At 50.8% G+C, this 23,925-nt stretch carries 19 protein-coding genes and 1 pseudogene; 4 read left to right on the top strand and 16 right to left on the bottom strand.

The annotated features are described in order from the left end of the window. Window positions 1-14: 14 nt before the first annotated feature. From HH215_RS34515 to HH215_RS34490, 6 genes are all read right to left on the bottom strand, one after another. A complete protein-coding gene (locus HH215_RS34515) occupies window positions 15-914 on the bottom strand; it encodes a carbohydrate ABC transporter permease (RefSeq protein ID WP_254450307.1) in 900 nt (299 codons plus the stop codon). Continuing rightward, complete coding sequence (locus tag HH215_RS34510) at window positions 914-1,816, bottom strand: carbohydrate ABC transporter permease (protein ID WP_169284048.1); 903 nt, start codon at window positions 1,814-1,816, stop codon at window positions 914-916. Before HH215_RS34510 ends, HH215_RS34515 begins: the two co-directional genes overlap by 1 nt. Before the next feature lie 99 nt (window positions 1,817-1,915). Next, a complete protein-coding gene (locus HH215_RS34505; RefSeq protein ID WP_169284047.1) occupies window positions 1,916-3,337 on the bottom strand; it encodes an ABC transporter substrate-binding protein in 1,422 nt (473 codons plus the stop codon). Window positions 3,338-3,459: 122 nt separating this feature from the next. Beyond that, window positions 3,460-5,046: a response regulator gene (locus HH215_RS34500; protein ID WP_169284046.1), complete on the bottom strand. Its 1,587-nt coding sequence runs from the start codon at window positions 5,044-5,046 to the stop codon at window positions 3,460-3,462. Continuing rightward, the gene (locus HH215_RS34495) at window positions 5,021-6,895 is read right to left on the bottom strand and encodes a sensor histidine kinase (RefSeq protein WP_169284045.1); all 1,875 of its coding nucleotides are present in this window, start codon (window positions 6,893-6,895) and stop codon (window positions 5,021-5,023) included. Before HH215_RS34495 ends, HH215_RS34500 begins: the two co-directional genes overlap by 26 nt. A gap of 46 nt (window positions 6,896-6,941) precedes the next feature. Then, window positions 6,942-8,903 (bottom strand): glycoside hydrolase family 127 protein, encoded by a 1,962-nt coding sequence (locus HH215_RS34490; RefSeq protein WP_254450306.1) that lies wholly within the window; start codon window positions 8,901-8,903, stop codon window positions 6,942-6,944. Between the two features lie 253 nt (window positions 8,904-9,156). Here HH215_RS34490 and mtnK point away from each other — a divergent pair, with 253 nt between their 5' ends. Beyond that, window positions 9,157-10,365 (top strand): S-methyl-5-thioribose kinase, encoded by a 1,209-nt coding sequence (gene mtnK, locus HH215_RS34485; protein WP_169284044.1) that lies wholly within the window; start codon window positions 9,157-9,159, stop codon window positions 10,363-10,365. A 42-nt stretch (window positions 10,366-10,407) separates the two neighbouring features. Next, window positions 10,408-11,486 (top strand): annotated as a pseudogene (mtnA, locus tag HH215_RS34480) (S-methyl-5-thioribose-1-phosphate isomerase). Window positions 11,487-11,501: 15 nt separating this feature from the next. Here the strand turns inward: mtnA and HH215_RS34475 are convergent. Beyond that, entirely contained in the window at window positions 11,502-11,816 is a 315-nt protein-coding gene (locus tag HH215_RS34475) for a YunC family protein (protein ID WP_169284043.1), read from the bottom strand. Between the two features lie 177 nt (window positions 11,817-11,993). On the opposite strand from HH215_RS34475, the gene HH215_RS34470 reads away from it, so the two are divergent. Next, the gene (locus HH215_RS34470) at window positions 11,994-12,431 is read left to right on the top strand and encodes a hypothetical protein (RefSeq protein WP_169284042.1); all 438 of its coding nucleotides are present in this window, start codon (window positions 11,994-11,996) and stop codon (window positions 12,429-12,431) included. A gap of 63 nt (window positions 12,432-12,494) precedes the next feature. Here the strand turns inward: HH215_RS34470 and nrdF are convergent, their stop codons facing one another. The 5 genes from nrdF to HH215_RS34445 form a co-directional block, all read right to left on the bottom strand. Then, window positions 12,495-13,472 carry a class 1b ribonucleoside-diphosphate reductase subunit beta gene (gene nrdF, locus HH215_RS34465; protein WP_169284041.1) on the bottom strand — a complete coding sequence of 326 codons (978 nt, stop codon included), beginning with the start codon at window positions 13,470-13,472 and terminating at the stop codon, window positions 12,495-12,497. A 76-nt stretch (window positions 13,473-13,548) separates the two neighbouring features. After that, the gene (gene nrdE, locus HH215_RS34460; RefSeq protein WP_169284040.1) at window positions 13,549-15,633 is read right to left on the bottom strand and encodes a class 1b ribonucleoside-diphosphate reductase subunit alpha; all 2,085 of its coding nucleotides are present in this window, start codon (window positions 15,631-15,633) and stop codon (window positions 13,549-13,551) included. Further along, the gene (gene nrdI, locus HH215_RS34455) at window positions 15,620-15,979 is read right to left on the bottom strand and encodes a class Ib ribonucleoside-diphosphate reductase assembly flavoprotein NrdI (protein ID WP_169284039.1); all 360 of its coding nucleotides are present in this window, start codon (window positions 15,977-15,979) and stop codon (window positions 15,620-15,622) included. The genes nrdE and nrdI overlap by 14 nt, the downstream gene beginning before the upstream one ends. A gap of 293 nt (window positions 15,980-16,272) precedes the next feature. Next, window positions 16,273-18,090, bottom strand: a complete 1,818-nt coding sequence (locus tag HH215_RS34450; RefSeq protein ID WP_254450305.1) for a putative bifunctional diguanylate cyclase/phosphodiesterase — start codon at window positions 18,088-18,090, stop codon at window positions 16,273-16,275. A 162-nt stretch (window positions 18,091-18,252) separates the two neighbouring features. Further along, the gene (locus HH215_RS34445; protein WP_169284038.1) at window positions 18,253-18,630 is read right to left on the bottom strand and encodes a DUF423 domain-containing protein; all 378 of its coding nucleotides are present in this window, start codon (window positions 18,628-18,630) and stop codon (window positions 18,253-18,255) included. Between the two features lie 70 nt (window positions 18,631-18,700). On the opposite strand from HH215_RS34445, the gene HH215_RS34440 reads away from it, so the two are divergent. Further along, the gene (locus HH215_RS34440) at window positions 18,701-19,150 is read left to right on the top strand and encodes a hypothetical protein (protein WP_169284037.1); all 450 of its coding nucleotides are present in this window, start codon (window positions 18,701-18,703) and stop codon (window positions 19,148-19,150) included. A 71-nt stretch (window positions 19,151-19,221) separates the two neighbouring features. Here HH215_RS34440 and HH215_RS34435 read toward each other — a convergent pair whose 3' ends face one another. The 4 genes from HH215_RS34435 to HH215_RS34420 form a co-directional block, all read right to left on the bottom strand. After that, complete coding sequence (locus HH215_RS34435; RefSeq protein ID WP_169284036.1) at window positions 19,222-20,322, bottom strand: MFS transporter; 1,101 nt, start codon at window positions 20,320-20,322, stop codon at window positions 19,222-19,224. Window positions 20,323-20,350: 28 nt separating this feature from the next. Then, on the bottom strand, window positions 20,351-21,196 hold the full coding sequence (locus HH215_RS34430; RefSeq protein WP_169284035.1) for a carbohydrate ABC transporter permease: 846 nt from the start codon (window positions 21,194-21,196) through the stop codon (window positions 20,351-20,353). A gap of 14 nt (window positions 21,197-21,210) precedes the next feature. Continuing rightward, window positions 21,211-22,113 (bottom strand): carbohydrate ABC transporter permease, encoded by a 903-nt coding sequence (locus HH215_RS34425; RefSeq protein WP_169284034.1) that lies wholly within the window; start codon window positions 22,111-22,113, stop codon window positions 21,211-21,213. 89 nt (window positions 22,114-22,202) lie between these two features. Then, entirely contained in the window at window positions 22,203-23,597 is a 1,395-nt protein-coding gene (locus tag HH215_RS34420) for an ABC transporter substrate-binding protein (protein WP_169284033.1), read from the bottom strand. Window positions 23,598-23,925 lie beyond the last annotated feature (328 nt).

Raw genomic sequence — 23,925 nt, 5'->3', positions numbered from 1 at the left:
CCCATTTTCCAAACCTATCCCTTGATCCCCGTCAACGTGATCCCCTCGATGAAATAACGCTGTCCGAGGAAGAACAGCATGATGATCGGAGCAACCATAGCCATAGAGGCAGCCATGAGATATCCCCACTGCGCGTTGTACAGTCCTTTGAAGGTCGCCAACCCTAAAGCCAAGGTGAAGTTTCTCTCGCTATTCAGATAGAGAACCGGCTCCAGAAAGTTATTCCACACGTCTATAAACGTAAAAATACCGACAACGAGCAAAGCCGGAGTTGAGAGCGGAATCACGACTCGCCACAGCACCGCGAAAGGCGTACCTCCGTCCATATAGGCCGCTTCGTCCAGCTCCTTCGGGATCGTCATGAAAAACTGACGCAGCAGGAAAATCTGGAAAGCCCCTTGCCCGATATACGCTCCGCTTCCGAACCAAGCCGGAACGATTAGCGGAACGAGGGAATCCAGCGCATCAAGCTCCCTCCAAATGACGAACAGCGGGATGATCGTGACGGCGCTCGGAAGCATCATGGAGCCGAGAATGACCGCGAAGACGACATTCCTCCCGCCCCAACGCAGCCTTGCGAGACTATATGCCGTAATGACGCTCGTCAGGAGCACGCCGGCCAGCACGAACACTTCGATCGTGAACGTATTCATGAAGTATTTGCCGAATGGAACGCTCGTCAGCGCCTCAGGGTAATTGCTCCATTGGAACGGATCTGGAATCCATTGCGGCGGAAAAATGAAAATCTGCGAATTATCCATCAATGAGCTACGCACAAGCCACGCGAGCGGCATGATCATCAACAAGCTTCCGAGGATCAATATCGCGTAAGTGGCGATTCGGGAAGGCCTCCAGACGAAGGACCGCGCGGATAATGCCTTCTTCGTACGAACGACGGCCGCCGTATCCGGCATTATTTGTTCCCCCCTTCGTAGTGCACCCATTTTTTCGACGTTTGGAAAATGATGAAGGTGAGCGTCATGACGATGAGGAACAAGATCCATGCCAGCGCGGAAGCATAACCGATCTTCGTTTCCGTGAAGGCCGTGCGGAACAGGTAGTACACGTAGAACAAGGTAGAATTGTTCGGCCCGCCTTGCGTCATGACGTAGGCTTGATTAAACGCTTGGAAGGTTCCGATGAGCATCATAACGAGATTAAAGAAAATCGTCGGCGTCATGGAAGGGATCGTAATGTGATAAAACTTGCGCCAGCCGCTGCCGCCGTCTACTTCAACCGCCTCATATAAGTGGGCAGGCACCGCTTGCAAGCCGGCAAGGAAAATAATGACCGTATTTCCGACGGACCAAGTGCTCATCAGAACGATGGAGGGAATAGCCGTCGCCTCATCGTAGATCCAACGGCTACCGGAGAAGCCCATGCTTTCCAGCATGGAATTCAACAATCCGAAATCCGGATTGAACAGCCATAACCAGAGCATCGTGCTCGCGATGCTCGGCACTATGGTAGGCAAGTAAAATATCGTACGAAATATCGATAACCCCTTCACCTTCTGGTTCAGCAAGAAAGCGATCAAGAAAGCGATGGTTAGGCATACCGGAACGCTGAATAACGAGTAATAAGTCGTTACGTACAGCGACTTCGTAAAAGTCGAGTCTTCGGTCAATATCGTTGCGTAATTGTCAAAACCGATAACCGTCATTTCATTGCCGATTCTCCAATCCGTGATGCTGAAGAAGAACGATGCGATAACCGGAACTACGGTAAACATCAGTAATCCCAGCATAGCCGGCAATGCCAAGAGGATTCCCCATTTGCGCTCCATGCGCAGAATCCCCGATTTATTTCGTTTCATCCGCGCTCATCCCCTAAACGAAGTATGGTCCATAACAAGCGAACGGACGGAACGTTGCATCCTTCCGACTCGTTCCGTCCGCAGCCTGGTCAGCGAATGCTATTCGTTGGGATATCTCCCTTGGACAAGCGGCTGAATTTGCGACTCCAGCTCGTCCAGCGCTTCCTGGGCGGACTTCTTGTTCGTCCAGATCAGATCGAGCCCCGGCGCGAGCTTGGCATTGATTTCCGGCCAATTTTTAATTTGCGTAGATGGCGATTTCACCGCGTAGCCCTTCGTATACTCGATGCCCGCTTGAAGGAATTCAGGCGGGTGCGCCTCGTTATCCGTCCACGATTTGATCGCTTCGTCCTCGGTATAGTATTTTTCCTCCGTCGGCATCCACAAACCGGTTCTGTAGAGATCGACTTGCTCCGGATTGTTGTGGTAGAGGTAAAATTCCAGCGCTTCCTTCGGATGTTTCGTGCTATTGAACACGACGGTCGTACCGGCAAGGATGACGGTTTTAGGCTCCTTCAATTTAGGCAGAACGCCGATTCCCCACTTCAGCTTCTTGTTGTTCGTCAAATCTAGCAGCGCCCACGTCCCGTCGAGCACCATGGCCACCTTGCGGGTTTGCAGCCTCACGTGGTTATCGGGCATGTTCTGCTGCTGGATCAGATCCGGAGAAACATGGTGAGTGTAGATCAGATCCTGCAGCTTCTGGAACACGTCTACGGATTCCGGTGAATTGAGCGCGTATTTCGTGCCGGATTCATCCAAAATGTTTGCCCCGTTGCTCTCTAGAAGCGGACCGTAAGTACCGCGATCGCTGCCGAACGAAAAGCCGTATTGATCGATGTTCTTCGCATCGAAACCGTCTTCTCCGGGATGTTTGCCGTTCTTATCCTTCGTTAATTGCTTGGCAACCGTAACGAATTCGTCCCACGTCCAAGCTTTGGCCGGTTCGGCCGGCGGAACGGGAACGCCCGACTCCTCGAATATTTCTTTGTTATAGTACAGCACCATAACTTCAAGCGCGGTAAAGTTCGCCACCGCTTTGCCCGGTTCCGTGTATAAATAAGAAGCTTTCAACTTGTTCTGCAACGCGGGGTATTGATCGTAATACTGACTGAAATCAAGAAGCTTGCCTTCGCTTCCCCATTTATTCGTCAGGCCGTCTCCCAAATAAGCGACGTCCGGCAACTGGTTGGCGGCCATTAACGTGTTCATCTTCGTGTTGTAATCTCCCGGTACGTGTTCGCCTTTCACCGTAATTTTCGGATGGCTCTTGTTAAAGGCTTCGATCATGCTTTCCATCGCTTTCTTCTCGTCGTTGCTTCCCCAATACATGAAGGTCAGATCGACGTGTTCCGCGGGCGGAGCTTCCGATGCCGTCTCTTCGGCCGGTTCGGAGCTAGATGGGCCAGAACTGGAGCTCGCGTCGTTTCCTCCCTTATTCCCGGAGCTGCAGGCCGTTACTCCCGCTAATATCAATACCATAAGAACGGCAAGCCATCTGTGTTTGCGCAAGTTGAGCATACTTTGGTCCCCTCTCGTATCGCGTTATTGGGTTACTCAACTTGATTATCGATTTTTACGGAAAGGCGAACCATACAACCATTCCATGCCGTCTTTGTTTTGGTTCGATCATTAAACTCGAACTATAGATATCGCTTGCGGAATTCGGTCGGCGTAAACCCCGTGTTTTTCTTGAACGCGATGCTAAAATAATTCGTATCCCCGAATCCTACCGCTTCGGCGACTTCCCCGACCTTCCGCTCGGAGTCCAATAGAAGCTCTCTCGCCCGCTCGAATCTTACGCGCGTCAGGAAATCCGCGAAACATTCTCCCGTTACCTGTTTAAATCGCGAGCTTAAATACTTCGGGCTCAAATGCAAATGCCGGGATAACCCGATCAAGCTGACATCTTCGTGCAAGTGCTCCCGAATCCACGTCTTCGCTTGCTCGAACATCCGCGGCACGACCGCTTCCCTGGAGTCCCGTATGCAACGGCCCACTTGGATGAAATAATTCGTCACGAACCGAATCATGTCGTTAGCGTTATGCATCTGATTCAACGCCAATAACGGATCATGCCAACTTTCGTCCCTGTTGTCTTCCGGCAAAAGCATCAAGCTCTGACTTTGCACGACCCGCATCACGAATAGCACGAGTTGGGTCGCCATGATCTTCACCTGTCTCGAAGGCAGCTCCGCGAGCTGAGCAGACCATTCTTGCAGGATAGCAACGACCGCCCCGTCATTGCCGGCCCTGATCTCCGAGATCAGGATTAACTCCTTGTCGAGCAATGCATGCTGGGTCGTCTCGACAATCCGCACGCTCTCGTAAGGAATGACTTGGCCGTTCCCAACCCAGCCCTTATGTTCGGCCGCGCGCAAGGCTTCCCGATAGGCTTCGGGTAGCCGGTTCAAATTCGGCGCGACGGCGCTGATGCCTACCGTTACGGAAATATCCATATAATCTTGCAGCACCGAGCGCACCTGCTGAGAGACGGCCGCGATCGTCCGCCCGTCCACATTCGGCAATACGATAATGACGCGGTCCGGGGCGATTGCCGCGCCGACCGTTCCCGCGACCATCGAAGCCGCTTCCATCGCCAGCTTACTGAACGCATAGCCGTAGAGCTGCCTCTCGTCACCAGCGGACACGCGAGAGGGAATGACGTCCAGATCGCAACACATAACGACGTAAGGGGTGCCGGGTTCTAATGGAAACCGGATCCAGTCGTGCAGATCTCCGATCGTATCTTCAACCGAACGGCGCTGCAACAATAAGTCGAGCAATGCGTATTCCTGCGCGTTGCTACGTTGTTTCCCATTCCAATGCTCCCATCCTGCGACCGCTTTTCTATTTTTCTCGACGCTTTCCTGAGCACGTTTTAGCCCAATGGCCAATTCATCGTTCGCCACCGGCTTCAGCAAGTAATCCACGGCTTGCAGTCCGATCGCTTCCCGAATGTATGTAAGAGATTCGTACCCCGTAAGGAAGAGCAGCGGAGTGTCCTCGCCTCTCTCGCGAATTTGCCGGGCGACCTCCAAGCCGCTCATATCAGGCAGGTTAATGTCGAGAATCGCGATGTCCGGTCTTTCCTCCCCGAATAGCCTTAGCGCCGTTTCCCCGTCCTCCGCGAATGCCGCGATCTCGATAGGCAAACCCGTCTGCGCGACAAGATGCTTCAATCCTTCGCGAATATGGAACTCGTCATCCACGATCAATAATCGGAGCATGTTTTCTGCCTCCTTCCGGCCGATTCGCCCACCAAGGAACGGTTAACGTGACCGTCGTATACAAGCCTGGCTCGCTAGCGATCTGCAAGCCGTATTGCGGACCGTAATATCGCAGCCGAGCATGGACGTTTTTTAATCCGAAGCCGATAGCGTTCCTGTCGTCGGTTTCTTCCCCATCTCCGACGCTGCCTTCCGCGTCTTCCAAGGCATGGATAATTTGCTCTAGACGTTCCGGCTCGATGCCGTTGCCGTCATCGCTGACCGAGAATTTCACCAAGTGGTCTTCCCTGCTTCCGGTAAGCATCAAATAAGCCACTCCCTTTCGCTTCTTCAATCCATGGTAGATCGCGTTCTCGACCAGAGGTTGCAGCAATAGCTTAGGAACATAGCCGGACAATATCTCTTCGTCTACTTCCGAGATCCATTCGAATTTATCTCGAAACCGGAATTGCTGGACGCGGACGTAGGCATTCACGTGCTCCGCTTCTTCTCCGATCCGAATGACCTCGCTGCCTTGGCTTAGCGCGATGCGGAAAAACTTGCCGAGCGCCCCGATCATATCGGACATTTCCCGTTGACCGTTTGCCAATGCCAAACCATTCAGCGATTCCAACGTGTTATATAGAAAATGCGGGTTGATCTGCGCCTGCAAAGCCCGAAATTCCGCTTCTTTCCAAGAAAGCATCGCTTCGTAGACTTGGTCGTTCAGACGCTGATTTTCCCGCATCATCCGCTGCAGCCGATCGCCGATCTGCCCGACTTCGTCCCGGGTATCGAAATGAACCGCCGGCGTCGAGGCGGCTCCGGTTAAGGTCATCATTCCCCTAAGCTTGCGAAGCGGACGCCGAATCGTATCGCTCATCCGGTATGCTAGAATCCAGCCTGCCAGCAGAACGACCAGGAAAATCTGGATCGTCAGCCTTCCGATCCGATTCGCGTCCTCGAATAACGCGGAGCTTTCGACGCGATGAAGCAAAGTCCATCCGTTTAAGACCAGAGGCGCGTAACTTACCATCGAGCGTTCGCCTCTCCAATCCAACCATTCCTTCGCCCGATCCGGCCGCACCTTCGCTTCCGCCGCGATTTGGCGCAGTGCCGTCAAGTCCGCCTCGTCGTTTTCCGGTATCCGATAGATCGGATTCCCTACGCTGTCTAGAATCCAAAACTGCGACTTGGAATCGGGCTTCAAGAAAGATATTCCGTGAAAAAAACTGGATTTCTCGATTTCCAGCATCAGAAACCCCAGTTCTTCATAATTGCCCTCTGTTCTCCTAAGCAATTTACCTACGTAGAGATGTTCGTCGGGGAGAGAGTAATCGGCTCGGACGAACGGAGATCCGTTATGCCACATGAGCTGGTTATCCTTGCGAAGCCGTTCGAAGTAGTCGTTCGCTTCCCCTAAAGTGGGAAGACCGCCAAAGCGGATCGAATCGTTCCCTTGGAAGAAGGAACGACCCGGTACGCCATTGGCGGCATAAATGAGGGTGGAAATGATATAAGGCTTCGTTTGCGTTTGGGCTCGGATAATCTTGTTCACGCGCTCCACGTTGCGTAAAAATTCGTAATCGTCGGAAGAGGATTGCTGCAATATCGATTGCACTTCGGGATTCCCGAGTATCGCGTTCGTCAGATCGTTCAGGTCGGTTATCGTGCCGTTCAGGAAATTCGCGCTCATAAGCCTGGACTGGTAAGCATGCTCTTCCGCCTTGTTGCCTAAAGATTGCGCCGCTATGCGGTAAAAGAGGAAGCTAAGCGCAAACATGGGAACAACGGTGAGCAATAGCGTCAATACGAGAAACTTGCCGCGAATCGTCTTGATCTTCCCTCTGGATATCCATGGCTCCCCCATCGCGGGTCCGCTCCTCTCCCGGCTTCTGCGAATTAACGATCGAAGATTAGTTGGCCGCCGTTTCCCGTTCCCGAACCCACACGGACATCTCGCCTTCCGAGCGGTTCGCCCACGCGTAATAGGGGACGAAACGAAGCGATGCGGGAACTTTGCCGTAACGTTTTGCGACGTATAGATCGTCCGTTACCGAAGACGCTTCCGTTCTCCAACCGTCATCCGACGCGAGCACGTAGACGCCGTTCAATAGGTTCGGCTCGTACTTTCCGAAGAACGAAGCTTCGGACGAGAGCTGCACGTCCCGCAGATTATCGCCGTTATCCGTTTCTTCCATGCAATACACGACCGGTCCCCGTTGCACCGCGACTTTCCCCGCCGCTTCCCTTAGCTCCGGATGGGAACGGACGAGTTCTACGCGCATCTCCATGTCCAATTCGATCGAATCGCCCTTTTGCCATTCGCGATTGATTTTCACGTATCCCCGTTCCGTAGATAGCACCGGGTCGATCCGTTGTCCGTTTACTCTCAGTTGCGCCCGCCGACACCAGGCCGGGAGACGCAGCGCTATCGTAAATTCGGTCGGAGCTTCCGTCTCGATCCGAATGCCTACGGCCCCGTCCCACGGATAGTTCGTTTGCTGGGACACGGTCACCTGCCGTCCGCCGATGTCCTGCGTAACTTGGCTTCCGATATAGAGGTGCACGTATAGTTCATTCTCGTTCGCGGAGTAAATATATTTTCCCAGAGAAGCGATCAGCCGGGCGATGTTCGGAGGACAGCAAGCGCAGCCGAACCAAGGCTGGCGGCGGAGGGTCGCCCCCGGAATATCGTCCCTCTTGCCTGAAATGACGGGCCATACTTCCAGCGGGTTAACGTAGAAATAGCTTCGGCCGTCCAAAGATATCCCGCTTAACAACCCGTTATATAACGTACGTTCCATCGTATCCGCGTACTTGGAGTCCGCTTCGATCTGAAGAAGTCGATGGCCCCAGTTCATGAGTCCGATCGAAGCGCACGTTTCCGCATAAGCACGCTCATTCGGCAAGTCGTAATCGAAGGAGAACGCTTCGAATGAATCCGAGGAGCCTATGCCGCCCGTCACGTACATCCGTTTCTGAACCGTGTTGTTCCATAGAGAGCGAACGGCGTCCAGCAAAGAGGCGTCATCGTATTCATCCGCGATATCCGTCGCGCCCGCGAAGAGATATACGGCACGAACGGCATGTCCTTCTGCCGTCTGCTGTTCCCGAATCGGGGCATGCGCTTGAAAATAAGCCATCTTGCGCCGATCGACCCTCTCTTTCTTGCCGGCTTCGCGGCGCCGGGCCAGCTCGACGTCGAAGTAGTTAGGCTCTTTGCCCCGCTCGTCAACGAAAAACTTCGAGGTTTCCAGATAGGCAACGTTACCCGTCAGCCTGTAGAGCTTAACCAGCGCCAGCTCGATCTCCGGATGTCCGCAATATCCCGGCTTCTGACCCTCTCCCGGACCGAACACGTCGACGATGTGATTGGCGAACTTGCAAAGAATATCCAACACTTTCGGCTTACCCGTTGCTTCGTAATAAGCGACGGCCGCTTCCATGAAATGTCCGGCATTATACATCTCGTGATCGTCCCGTACGTTCGTCCACTGTTCGCCGGGCTTCTGAAGTTGGTAGTACGTGTCCAAGTATCCGTCGGACTGCTGGGCGCGGCCGATCAGATCGATGGCTTCGTCGGCGAGTTTCTCGAGCGCCTCGTCGCGCTTGGCTTGCAGCACGAAACCTACCGTCTCCAGCCATTTTGCCAGATCGCTGTCCTGGAAGACGAACCCGTGATGGGAAGCTTCCCGCTCTCCGGCCGCCGCCCTGAAATTCGCGATCGTTCCGCTCGGCTCCGCGCCGGGAATCAGGTCGTTAAGCGCCTCCCATTGATATGGGACGACGACGTCTCGCACAAGCGATTGTCTCGGCGCCCAGAACTCGTCTTTAATGCTAACCTGCGGAACGGAAACCGGATTCATTTTCCTCATCGAACTAGATCCTCTCCCATCGGTAAGTGTTCTGCCTATTACTTACAAATTAACATGGGCGAGCTAGTAGGGTCAGTCCTCCAAAACCCAACAATAGGTAGATAAAACTGACTTTTATTGCGATTGTTCGAAAATCCATGCCGAGAAATCCCACTACTTTAAACCATATTGAAAGTGCTTTATACTTACATCTAGATCATCCGTTGAATAATACAACTGAACCTATCGGATAACCCCGTGGAGGCGATTCATTTTGAGCAATTATCATCCATTAAACGAGGCGGAAGCGATCCAGATCGCCCGCACGATTTCCGGTCATTTCGATAAAGAAGGCGAACTCGTATGCCGCGAAATCGGCGACGGAAACTTGAATCTCGTCTTTCACGTAAGCCAACCCTCTTCCGGCCGCAGCCTGATCGTGAAACAAGCGCTGCCTTACGCCAAAGTCGTCGGCGAATCGTGGCCGCTTTCTCTTGATCGCGCGCGCATCGAGAGCGAAGCGTTAATCTTGCAAGAACGGCTGGCTTCCGGGCTAGTTCCGAAGGTTTATCACGCGGATCATGAACTGGCGCTAACGATCATGGAAGATTTGAGCAGCCATGCGATTATGCGTCAAGGATTGATCGACGGCGGAGTATACCCGAAATTCGCGGACGATATTTCCGATTTCCTGGCGAAGACGCTGTTCTTCACTTCCGATCTGGGAATGAATCAGCAGGAGAAGAAACTGTTGGCCCGTTCGTTCGCCAATCCCGATCTGTGCAAAATCACGGAAGATCTCATCTTCGATCATCCTTATACGGATGCGGATACGAACAGCTTCGACCCGCATTTGCAGGCAGATGCGGAACGGCTATGGTCCGACGCCGAGTTGCATTTGGAAGTCGCGATTCTGAGAGAGAAGTTTCTCACTCACGCGCAAGCGCTGCTGCACGGAGATCTTCATACCGGAAGCATCTTCATTACCCCGGAATCGACCAAAGTCATCGATCCAGAATTCGCGTACTTCGGACCGATCGGATTCGATGTCGGCGCGGTTATAGCGAATCTGTTGCTTCACTATGCCTCACAAGAACATTGGTCCGCCGATGAGACGGCGCGCGTTGAGCGCAGACAATATTTGATTAAGACGATTCGCGAAATTTGGGTTGGCTTCGAGCGTAAATTCCGCGGTTTATGGGATGAACACGGCACGGATCGAATCGCGAAAACGCCAGGCTATAAGGATTTGTACTTGCGTAACCTCCTGCAAGATACGATAGGCTACACGGGAGCGAAAATGGTACGGAGAATCGTCGGGCTCGCGCACGTCGCGGATATCGATCGTATTCCCGATCCGGCCGTACGCGCGAAAGCGCAAAGATTAGCGCTGGCGATCGGTACGAACCTGATCAAGCGCAACCGTCAACTCGCGTCCATCGAACAACTGATCGATATTGCCGATTCCGCCGCCAAAGCATAAAAGGTTTACCTTAACGAGCGAGAGTCGAGAGGAGTAATAGGAATGAGTGCGAAACAAGGGCAAGGCATTAACGAGGTATTGCAATCGTTGCGATGGGAGGACGACGCTTTATCCTTGTTGGATCAAAGATTGCTCCCAGAGGAAACGGTCTACTTGCGCCTGACGACGCCGCAAGACGTCTGGGAAGCCATTCGGGAGCTTAAGGTAAGGGGAGCGCCGGCGATTGGAATCGCCGCCGCGTACGGCGTCGTGCTCGGCGTTGCCAGATTCGCGGGCTCGACGCAGGATTGGTTGGCCGAAGTCGAACGTCATGCCGAATATTTGGCGACTTCCAGACCGACTGCGGTCAATTTGTTCTGGGCGCTGGATCGGATGAAAGCCTACGCGCGGGATTTGGAGCAGGGCGATAAGTTAACGACTGAAGCCAATCTGGCACTTCTTGCCGAAGCGCAGCTTATTCAGGCGGAAGACGAAGCGACGAACCGCCGAATCGGGGAGCATGCGCTCACGTTGTTCGAGGACGGGATGGGCGTATTGACGCATTGCAACGCCGGCGGACTCGCAACCGCCAAGTACGGCACCGCGCTTGCTCCCTTCTACTTGGCTTTGGAGCAAGGAATTCATCTTAAGGTGTTCGCCGATGAGACCCGGCCGGTGCTGCAAGGCGCTCGCCTGACCGCATTCGAGCTTCAGCAAGCCGGAGTCGACGTTACGTTGATCTGCGATAACATGGCGGGGCACGTCATGTCCAAAGGCTGGATTCAAGCGGTCATCGTCGGGACCGACCGCGTAGCCGCGAACGGGGACGTCGCGAACAAGATCGGCACCTACAGCGTTGCCGTATTGGCTAAGGCGCACAACATCCCTTTCTATGTAGCTTGTCCGCTATCGACCATCGATCTGTCGACGCCAACCGGCGCCGACATTCCGATCGAAGAACGCCATTCGGACGAAGTAGCCGTCGGATTCGGCAAACGCACCGCCCCCAAGGCGTCGCGATTTACAATCCGGCATTCGATATTACCCCGAATGAACTCGTCACCGCGATCGTTACGGAAAAAGGCATTATCAAGGCTCCCTATTCCGATAATTTACGACAACTGTTCGACAACTCATTTTGAAATGCGGATGAAACGTCAAGAAGCTGCTTTCGCCATGATGCGAATCGCTTCTTGACCGCTCATTCCTACAGTAATCCCTAATTTGCGAGCGGAATCGGTTACGGATTCGAGGGGCGCATCGAGCAACTGCTGCAGCGTCTTAACGCCGACGGCTCGACCCGCGACGATCTCGCGATCTTTAAGCCTTTCGTTCAGAAGCTGAACATCCAACGCGCCGCACATGATATAACCATCGCCAGCCGTGATCGCCAGCAATGTCGTTCTAGGCAATAGGACTTCGACGCCGACCGCCGTCCAATCATCGATTTGAAGCGGAATAACCCTTACCAAGCATATCACCTCCCTGCCTTTCGGTTGGCATAGGATCATGCGATATAGAATATGCATCGTAAGATTCATTTTTCAGGGCATTTAGACCCATTAGACTTTTTTCGACTAAAAATTCATGATATATTAGGAATTAAGGCATAGTTTCGATGAACTACGCACTCTAATGGAGGCATCAGAATGACCCGATCAAATCAAACATCAGATGGCTCCTACCGATTCCACGTGGAAATTAACGTTTCCGCCTCCAGCAAGGGCGCCGCATTAGTTCAACTTCGTCAAGTTCTAAACCATGCCGACTTCGCTGATTACAGAATCGTGGCCGATATGCAACCGACGTCAACGGTCGAGAAAGCAAACCCGCCCGCTTCTTCATCGAAGAAAGCCGCAGTAAAAGCACCGCCCCAGCCTAACCCGCTTGAAATAAAAATTCGTCAATTTATCGAGAACAACAAGCTTATTCGATTGAATATTAACAAAGGTCTGGGAGTGAAGATGAGCATTCCTTGCCGAGTAATCAATTTCGACGCCGGAACTCAGTTGCTCACGGTTTATCATGTCGACGAGAAACAAGTGTACACCGTCGGCTTAAACGAGATCGACGACTTCGTGGACTGAGACCGATTAATAGAAAAAGGACTTGAGTAAGGGATCCGAATCCCTTGCCCAAGTCCTTTTTATTTATGATTTCGAGTTGAAGTCGAAGGAGAAATCGTCGTCCGTCATCGCTTCCACGTGGATGGTACGAACGTATCCGTTTCCTTTTTTCGAGAAAAAGTCATGCTGCTTCGTACGGGTGCTGATCCCGTTGAATACGATCGGATTCACTTCTTCTTCCTCGAAGACGGGATCGAATCCCATATTCATGAACGCCTTATTGGCATTGTAGCGAATGAACTTCTTCACTTCCTCCGCCAACCCGATGGAAGTATACAGCTCGTCCGTGTACTTCTCTTCGTTCTGGTGAAGATACATTAGCAGCCCGTGCATAACCTCGTAGGCTTCCTTCTGTTCGTCTTCGTCCAGCTTGGCGTATACTTCCTGCGCAAGAACGCCTACGTACAAACCGTGAATGCTTTCATCGCGAAGGATCAAGTCGATCACTTCTCCGCTGCTAGTCATCTTGCCCTGACCGGCTAAGTAAAGCGGATAGAAGAACCCGCTATAGAACAAGTAGCTTTCCAGAAGTACCGATGCGGCCATTGCCAGGAACAAGCTCTTCGGCGTTTCGATGTTGTTATAATATTCGACGATCGTGTCCGCTTTCGTCTGCAAGTAAGGATTGCTCTCTACCCAGCGAAATACGCTATCGATCTCTTCGGTCGTTGCCAACGTCGTGAAAATACTGCTATAGGACTTAGCGTGAATCTGCTCCATCATCCCCATGAACCCGAGTACGGCTTTACGCTGAAGCCCATCTACATGCTCTAGAATCCTCGGCATGCCGACTCCGCCCTGCACGGTATCGAGAAGCGTCAAGCCTCCCAGAACCTTCATATAGAGCTCGCGCTCCGCTTCGCTTAACATCATCCAAGACATCTTATCGTCGGATAACGGAATTTCTTCGTCCGTCCAGAATTGCATAATGTTCTGATTCCAGAAAGTAATCGTGAAATCATCGTCGGGACGATTCCAATTGACGGCTTTATAAGCGCACATAATAATCCGAGTCCTCCTAATGCTTATATTAAAAGCTCAAAAAGTCAGGTTTCCTGACTTTTTGAAAGTACCTATTTTACACGGAGCAGGTTATGCATTCTTCTACGGACAACCTATTCGTTCGCGTATAATACAGCGATTTAAGGCCTTTCTTGGCCGCGTATACGTAGAAACGGGAAAGTTGGCGCGTCGTGACGTCGCTGTTCACGTGAAGAACGGTCGAGATTCCTTGGTCGACGTGAGGCTGAATCTCGGCGATCAGGTCGATGACCTTGAACTGATCCATCTGGTAAGCCGATTTATAATAAAAGAAATTGTCGCGACTCAAGAACGGCATCGGATAATAAGTCGTCGAATTCGCATATGTACGAGTCTCGATCGGCTCTACGATCGGCATGACGCTCGACGTCGCGTTCTGTATATACGAGATGCTTTGCGTAGGCGCGATCGCTAAGCGGTACGCGTGGTACAATCCGTTCTCGGCTACGTCCGCTTTCAGCTTCTTCCAATCCTCAGGGGAAGGAACGGCGATTCCTTCGAACAGCGTCTTGACCTTCTCCGTCGCGGGACGGTAATCCGTCGTGAGATACCGATCGAAGTAAGTGCCTTTCGCGTATTCCGATAACTCGAAGCCTTGGAAGGTAACTCCGCTATTCCGAGCGATTTCCATGCTTTTCTCCAGCGAGTGGAAATTCATCATCATGAAGAACGTACGAACGAAATCTCGAGCTTCCGCGCTTTCGTAGGCGATCTTGTTCTTCGCCAGGTAGCCGTGCAAGTTCATCGCTCCAAGCCCTACGGAATGCAGCTCTTGATTGGCTTTGGCAACGCCGGGAGCGTTTGAAACCGTTGTCATATCGCTAACCGCGGTCAGGGCAATGATGCCTTCGTGTACCGATTCTTTAACTTTACCCAAGCCCATGACGTTAGCGATATTCAGAGAAGCCAAGTTACAGCTAATGTCTCTGCGAATCGTATCCGGTTCGTAGTAATCGCCGATTTCCGACGTTTCTTGCAGTTGGAAAATTTCCGTGCAAAGATTGGACATTTTAACGTTTCCGATATCTTTAAGCGCATGAGCGTTGTTCGCGTTGGACTTGTTCATGATGTAAGGATATCCCGACTCCAATTGGGTCGTCGCGATCTTCACGAGCATGTCGCGCGCGCTCATGATGACTTTCTTCTTTACCCGATCGTCGGCCAAGAGCGTATCGTACATCGTGTCGATATCCAGATCGTCCAGATGCTGACCGTAGGCTTTGAATACCGTGTAAGGCGCGAATACGTGCAACTGCTCGTTCTTCTCCGCCAGTTGATAGAATTTATCGGGAACGATCAGACCGATCGACAATGTTTTAAGGCGCGTTTTCTCGTCTGCGTTAATTTTTTTGCTATCGAGAAACTCCATGACGTCCCAACCGAAGATGTTGTAATAACCCGCGCCGGAGCCTTTGCGTTGTCCCATCTGATCCGCGTAAGAGAACGCATCCTCCATCAGTTTCAGCACCGGCATAATGCCTTTCGCAGCGCCTTCGACGCCTTTAATCGCCTCTCCGCGTCCGCGGATTTTCGACAGGTTCACCGCAACGCCGCCGCCGATCTTCGACAATTGCATGCAGGTTCCGACTCCGTAGTTAATCGAATTAAGCGAGTCGTCCATTTCCAATAGGAAGCAGGAAACCATTTCGCCGCGACGGCTCTTGCCCGCGTTAAGGAACGTCGGAGTCGCGGGTTGCACGCGCTGCTCCATCATGGCGGAGGTCAGCGAACGCGCAATGCCGTAGTCGCCTCTTGCCAGATGCAACGCTACGATCGCTACGCGATCCGCGAAATGCTCTAGATATTGCGATTTATCGTCGGTCTTAACGGCATAATCCGTGTAGAACTTAGATGCAGCCATGTAAGACTTGAATTGGAAATCGTAACGATAAGCGAGTTCGTATATTTCTTCGATCTGCCGCTCGCTGAATTGGTTAAAAACATTCTCATAGAAGTCCTTGTCTACCATATATCGTACTTTATCGATCGTCGACTCAAATCGGATGCTCTTGCGATTGACGTCGGCCATGAACTCTTCCACGGCTTCGCGGTCTTTATCCAATTGGAAGAAACCTTCCGGATCTCTTTGCATTAATAAATTGTTTAACTCAATATGACGCAACTGCACGCACCTCCTGTACGAATCTTTCAACGTCCCGCGTCGTGCCGGACAGCTCGAATTTGCTGATGACGGGAACGCCGTACATCTCCGAAATGCGATCCGCGCTGAGCGCGAATCCATCTCCCCAGTTCCGATTTCCGCTTGCGGAAACTCCCCGCAGCTTCTCGTGGTTTCGCTTCAGGAAAGACATGACTTTCTCCGGTACTTGACCGAATCCGGTTGTGTAAGTAACGAGAACGAAACTCTGATCGATATCCATAGACTCCTCGATTTGAACCGAAGGAAGCTTTAATTTATCTATAAACCTCCGTACGTTACCTGTCTTGGAATCATATGCAATCAGCATTTTTCAGTTCTCCTCTCATGGCATCAAACACAATATGTATAGCTGCTTGTTATAATTTATCTCAATATATTGTATGTGTCAAGGTGACCGACGGCCTATTGAAAATGTCTTTTTTTATTGCTTAGTTCCATGCAAGCATAAGCGGCTATCGCCGTCCTTGGGGATGGCGGGATAACGTTTATGTCGGAGACGATTCAGAAATGGATAGCGGATTTTATACTTTCTGCAATCGTCAAAAAAGGAGATCGCCTAGGCAATCTCCTTTTTTGCAACCCGGTTATTTAGCTAGTTTTTTAGTGGAATAACGGAAGAGCGGGACGATTGTGTTTCTCCAAAAGCAACTCTTGAACGCCCGCGCTCGAGAGAGGTGGACTACCGAAATATCCTTGCATTTCATCGCATCTATGGGAACGTAAAAACAGAACCTGTTTCTCCGTCTCTACGCCCTCGGCGATGACCTGCAACTGCAAATTATGAGCCATCGCGATAATAGCCGCGACGATCGCGGCGTCATTGGGATCCTGTTGGATGTCCCTGACGAAAGAGCGATCGATCTTAAGTCTAGCGATCGGCAAGTTTTTCAAATAGTGAAAAGAACTATATCCCGTTCCGAAATCGTCGATGCTAATATTGACGCCCAGATCCGTTAATTCCTTCAAGCACTGGGATGCCCGCTCGACGTCCATCGTCATGCTCTCCGTGATCTCAAGCTCCAAATACCGGGATTCCAGTCCCGTTTGTTGCAAGATTTCGTTCACTTTATCCGTAAGATTGCGTTGAGAGAATTGTCTCATGGACAAATTAACGGATACCGGAATTTTGGGCATTCCCGCATCCTGCCATGCTTTATTCTGTTTGCATGCTTCCTCGATAACCCAGTCCCCCAGGGGCACGATGATTCCGCTCTCTTCCGCCGCGGGAATGAACTCCCCGGGAGAAACAAGTCCTCGTTCCGGGTGGTTCCAGCGGACTAAAGCCTCCATCCCGACGATCTGACTGGAAGCCAAATCATATTGAGGCTGATAATAGAGCAGGAATTCTTTGTTTAACAACGCTCTGCGCATCTCATGCTGTATCGTAAGCTTATGTAAGGCAATATGATCCATATCGCCATGGTGCAGCATATAATCGTTCTTGCCGTTCTCCTTCACGCGATGCAGCGCCGTATCCGCCCTCTTCAATAGGGTGGCAGCATCCTCGGAACCGTCGTCGCACACGGCGACTCCGATGCTGACCGTGATATATACCGGCACGCCGTTCAATTCGAAGGGCTCCACGAGCACGGACATTAATTCGTCCAAGCGCCTCTTCACGTCGCCATCGCCCGCTAGACGGTCGAAACAAGCGGCGAATTCGTCGCCCTCCATACGGGCAAGATCCCCCGGTTCCGTCAAGCTTCGACTCAAGCGTTCCGCGATTTGCAGGAGGAGCATGTCCCCGAAATCCCTTCCGAAAGAAGCGTTGACCAGCTTGAAATGGTCTACGTCCAAATAACAAACCGCAATGCGGGTCGCGTTCTCCCGCGCGGCCTTTAACTTCTCGTCCAACCGGTTCGAGAAATACCGACGGTTCGGCAGACCGGTCATATCGTCGTAATAAGCCATATATCGAATTCGTTCCAAAGAGCGTTTGCGGTCGCTGATATCTTGAATGAATACCAAAATACCGATCGTTTTATTTCTTCTTACTAAAGGAGAAGTTTGAATGTTCAGATCTATGGAACGCCCTTGTTTATGGACGATTCTAATGTCCTGTTCGCACTTTTCCCCATTAAGCGTTCGATTGAAGATTTTCTTCGTTAGCTCATGGGACTCCGCTTCTACCATCGTTGCAAAAGATCTGCCTTTCATCTCTTCCTTGCTGTAGCCGACCATATCGGAAGGATCCCGATTAATATCGACGAATCGCCCGTTCCGGTCGATTACCGCAAATGCTATCGGGCTGTTATTATAGAGCGAATCCAATAATTCCAATTGATAGGAGGGACCAGCGGACGCTGCTTGGTTGCGCTTACGGGCGATAAACCGTCCCAATGAAGCGGCTCCTGCGGTCAAAGCTGCGCCGGCAGATATTCCTGCCAGCCAAAGTCCATTGTCGGACCATCCGTTCACTAGGCTACGTCCTTCCTCCGCATTGGGAAATCGTTCTACGATGTATTCTTTTTTATTATAGAACAAACTCCGGCAATGTATAGCATTTTCCAATTTTTTCTCATAAAAATAACGGAATATAAAGGAATTTACCGATCGATTGTCTAATATGTCGAGTGGAGATTACGATTTCTTATCGGACTTCGCCGATAAAGCCAAACAAATCCATCCGGCGATAAACGCGACTCCGCCTATTGGAGTTATAGCCCCAAGCACCTTCACGTCGCTTAATGCCAAAGCATAGAGGCTGCCGGAAAACAGCACAATTCCGATGAGCAACAATCTAGCCGCCCAGACGGCGAGCTTAGTGGATGCCGCTCTATCCATGAACAGCGCGATTAGCAATAGCCCGGCCGAATGGAACATATGATATTGAACGCCGGTTTGGTATACGTCGAGGGCGTCCGCGGAAATCCTCTCTTCCAGCATATGAGCGCCGAAAGCGCCTAATATGACGGACAGCATGGCGGTAATCGCACCTATTTTAATATACTTATTCATTCGTAAATTTCCTCCTTGGAAAATGAAAGTCGAAACTCTAACCATCATACCGTGATTGAGGTGGAAAGTCATGAACGAGCACAACGAAAAAGATGAACATTTTGCAAACCCGAATGCCTTTACGCCGATTCACGATGCGCCAACAGGTCCACTAAAGCACAGCGGGCTCGGCATCGCTTCTTTCGTATTATCGATTTTCAGTATTTTTTCCTTTATTATCCTAACGATCGTCATCGTTTCTCTGTTCATGAACGCGATCGACTTCACCGCGATCCAGGACGCGAACGGAAATCGGCTCATGACGGATGAAGAAATCGTCGACAAGGTAACGCCTTTCATCGGATATCTTATTTTGTACCCGCTTCTACTAATCGGCGTGCTGATCGGCCTCATTCTAGGAATCGTTGCGCTGGCAAAGCCCGGCCGAAAGAAAGTATTCGCGATTCTAGGCACTATCCTAAACGGGTTGCCTCTTCTGATGCTCGTATTCTTGATGATCGTTGGAATCGCGCTTTCCTGATTCCGCTTCTCGCATCGCGCGATGCTGGAAAGCCGGTATCGACAATAAGCTCACCACGGTAACGGCGATGATCAGAATGAACCCCGTCCCCCCATATCCTTCAGTGGCAACGTTAGCCCCAACAGAACGCATCTCGTTGCCACTAGAAGGATTTCCCTCCATACGAGGAACGACGCCTGTCCCGCTGGCCCTGCGTGTTGTATAAAACGGAATTGCTGCGCGTTCCATACCGTCGTGAAGTAAAACATTCCGATAGAAGTTAACAGGTTGGAAACGATTAAAGCTGCCGGGTGTCGGAACAGGACGATCAGAAACCCGACGGCAAGCAAACCCATCCCGATTCGAAGCCAACGCATTTCGTCGAATTTTATTTTACGGTACATCCACAGACCCAACAACGAGCAACAAGTGTACACCATGTTCAGCAAGGCAATCAGAAGTTTGTCCTCCGTAACGCTGAAGGTGAACAGCAGTGTAAATAGATTCTGGAATTGCATGAATATTCCCGCCGCCAACAGGGATAACAAGATCCACTTGGAGCCCGGACGACCGAAAGCCGCGCGAAAACGAAATCGCCATGCATGTTGCGGTTTCTCCCCTTGAACGCTCTGAGCGGCAAGCGAGATTCTCGGCATAAAAAAAGAAAAGGCGAGCATCATCGCGACGAATACCGACATAAGACCGAACGAGCCGGAATACCCTTTCCAATCGATCACTTGGGCCGACACGAACGGGACTGCCATCGATAACCCTTGCGAGATAACCATCATCGTGGCGAAATAAGGAGCATATTCGCTGCCCTTGCCCCTCAATGCGAGGCTTAAATTCTGAGAGGCTTGCGATAAGCCGAACATCGCGCCTACCGGAATGCCAAGCAGCAAGATCCATACTATTCGGTTGTCCAACTGGACGGAGACCAAATACGCGAAAGCAGCGGCCCCGCAGAGCGCGGAAACCGCCAATGGCAATCGTATGGAAAATCGGGTCAACAGCTTCGCTGTGATGGCGAACGATATTCCCCAGTTAATGAACATAGACATGTTATATAGGGATACTTCCGCAATGGAATGGTTGTGCTCCCAAATATATAAATTAACGAATATCCCGATATAAATCGCGATAATCGAGCTGATCGTGTTCATGATCAGCAGTTTTCGCATTTCTTTGGACACGTTACGTTCCCCCGCGTGATGTCTGTTTTTATTTGACCGCTCCTGCCGTAATTCCGCTCGCGATCTGGCGTTGGAAGAAAATATAGATGACGAGCACCGGTACGATTGTAATGAATAGCCCCGCGAACAGAGGTCCCCACTCCGTACGATACTGCATTTCGGCCTGCATAACTCCGAGTTCCACCGGAAGCGTATATTGGGCGGGATCGTTGACCAAAATCGTTCCCACGATGTATTCGTTCCAAATGTTCAGGATATTAACAATCGCAATCGTGATCAGACCGGGCTGCGACAACGGAAGCATTACCTTAAAGAACGTCCCGAAATGGGAAGCGCCGTCTACGATGGCTGCTTCTTCGAGCTCTTTCGGTAATGACTTGAAAAATCCTACAAGCACGAAAATTCCGAAGGCGAGTACGCTTGAAGCATAGACAACGATCAAACCCGGTTTCGTATTAATGAGATTCATCGAATTCAATAGGAAGAATAGCGGGATTAATGCTAGAACGAACGGAATCATCATAGATGAAATATAGAGAAGGTATAAGGCGTTGCTTCCCTTGAACTTATATCTCGCCAGCACATAAGCCGTTGTAGCCGACAATAGCAGCCCTAATCCGGTCGAGCCGGCCGTAACGACGAGCGAGTTAACGAAATAAGTACCAAAATTGTAGGTGTTCCACACATAGGAGAAATTTTCCCATAGGAGCGGAAACTCCGGCAAGGACCAAGGCGCGTTAAGAAAAAATTGTTCATTGTTCTTCAAAGCGTCCAATAATGTCCACAGCAATGGATACAATACGGAGATTCCCCATGCGAACAGAATAACATAGCAAATTAGCTTAGTAATCGGATTTAAATTTCCTAATTTCATCTCGAAGTCCCCCTTTAGCTCATCTCGACGGTTTCATGACGCATCAACCGTTGAAGAATGATTGTCGTTATTAGCGACAGAACCAAGATGATAAACCCGATCGAAGCGCCGTATCCGAAATGGTATTGACGGAATGCCATCTGATATAAATAGGATCCCATAACCTGCGTGCTATTGTCAGGTCCGCCTTCGGTCATAATCCAGACGATAACAAACGAACCATTCAGGGTAGTCATCATGATGTTCAGAATCGACACTTTGATCTGCTCCCAAACGAGCGGAACCGTAATGTTACGGAATTGCTTCCACTGGCCTGCGCCTTCCAGACTAGCCGCTTCATAATAAGAAGCAGGTATACTCTGGATCGCCGCGATCAACAGAATCATATAGAACCCGATCCCTGCCCATATGGCAGGAGGCAACAGCATCCATATTGTGTGATTGGTGAAGCCGAGCCATGTGATCGTAACTTGATCCTTAGTGAATAACGAGAGAAAAGCATTCAAGAAGCCGATCTGCGGGTTATATATGAAATTCCACAGCACGCCGATAACGACGACGGAAATGACATTCGGAATGAAGAAAATCGAACGGAAAAACCCTGCCATCTTGAAGCCGAACCGAGTGAGCGCTACCGCGAAGAAGGTGGCGATCGCCATTATCCCGATCACTTTACCTGCAACGAGAAAATAATCGTTGCCAATCGCTCTCCAAACAATCGGATCATGATACATTTCCTTAAAATTATCAAAACCGACGAACGTCTTATTGCTCGACATCCCGGACCAATCAAAGAACGAATAATATAACCCTTGTATTACCGGATATATCGTAAATATACCGAAGAATACAAGAGTAGGGATGATGAATGCTGCGATAAATACGTTGCGCTGCCACTTTGCCGTCCCTGTGTTCATACTTCCCTACCATCCCTCCGAGTAAATTGGCAGAGGATGATCGAGGCCGATGCCTCAATCACCCTCCGCTTCAACCCTGTTCAAGCGACTTATTTGCTTACCTTTTTAACCACGTCGGTTACGCGTTTGACCCACTCTTCAGGGGTGATTTTGCTGATAGTGAGCGCATCTGTCGCGTCCATCATCGCTTTATCCACGTCCGCGTTGTAAGTAATCGTCGGGATGACAACCGTGTTCGGATCCGTCAAATACTTCGCGGCGTCTTTAACGAAGTTCGGAGCGTTGGAGCTGCTGATATCGCCTTTGATGTTAGATGGCGCTCCGCTAAGCTCTGCCCATTGGGAAGCTTGCGCTTTGGAGAAGATGAACTGCAAGAACGCTTTAGCCGCATCTTTGTTCTTACCGTTCTTAGCGACGGCTACGGTTGCGGTAGAGGTGTTAGCAACGACTTTGCCGCCTGCATCTTGCGTTACGGAAGGAATGAAGCCGAAGTCGAACCCTTCCGGGATGTCTTTAGACATTTCATTAGGCAACCAGAGCCCGTTCGGAATAAATGCGTCTTTGTTTTGCAAGAACAGCATTTGCGAGTCTGTATGGTTGATTTGAATAGACGCTTTATCGATGAACCCTTTGTCGCGCAATGCTACGATCTTGTTCAATGCCGCAAGAACGGCAGGGCTTTCGTAAGCCTCTACCTTGTTAGCGGCCATATCTTGAAGAATGCTGAAATCGTTATTGTTTGCAGACACGATAGCCGGATACAGAATGGAACCATTGATATAGTAAGGATATTTCCCCGTGTGAATGAATGGCGTTATTCCGTCTGCTTTAATCTTGTCGCTAACGTCAAGGAAAGATTGGAAATCAGTCGGCTCGGTCCAGCCTTTTTCCTTGAACAGCGCTTTGTTCCAGAACACGCCCCATGAATTGAGAACCAATGGAATGTTGAATATTTTGCCGTCGAACTGCTGTGCGGGTTGAGCCAGAATATCTGTAATCAGGTCGCCATCAACGTTCTTAGCGTCCTTCAGCCATTCCGTTAAATCTTCAAGCTGTCCGTCCTCTACCATTTGGCGATCGTTCAGACCAGCTCCGTCGATATACACGAAATCAGGTGGATTTCCTCCGATCCAGCGCGGTTTCATTTGATCGTTGATTTTCGGTCCGCCGGATTCTTTCACGTTCAGATCCGGATTCGCTGCTTTGAAATCGGCAATTACTTTTTTCCACCATTTGTCCCCATATCCGCCGACGAAGTATTGAATCTCGAAATCGCCCGTCAATTTGACCGTGTTGTCCGTCGATTCGGACGCTGGCGCGCTCGCCGACTCCGTTGCAGCCGGGGCAGACGACTCGGACGATGCGGATGGCGAAGGAGAAGGCGAATTTGAGGCTCCCTCTTTGTTCGATCCGCACCCGGTTAGCGATACGGCCGCCAAAATCGCGGCAAGACCGAGAGATAAAAACTTTTTCTTCATAATCATTAAAGCAAACCCTCCCACGAATGATGTTTTTTACGCTTTTATGTCGAGCCGCAATGCGAACTCTAGCGCTTGAATTCATCATAGAATGGGAGGGCTGAACTCTCTATTGAATATCTTCCACGAATTCTTTGTTTTCTTCTTTGTTTTCTTCCTCGCTCCATATCCCCTTGCATATCGTTTTCCAGTCTGCACCCCATTCTCACTCCTATGTCCGCTAGCGGCACACTGCCATTCCAAGCTAACTATCACCTCTCGTTTCTTAGCTGCCTGAGTCATATACACATACCTAGACCAATCCGACATTACTCCAACCATGTCGCGATTCAAT

Source organism: Cohnella herbarum, assembly GCF_012849095.1.
In the GTDB taxonomy this organism is placed as follows: domain Bacteria; phylum Bacillota; class Bacilli; order Paenibacillales; family Paenibacillaceae; genus Cohnella; species Cohnella herbarum.
Note: the sequence above shows the minus strand (reverse complement) of the source record. Positions and strands in the feature narration are given on the sequence as shown.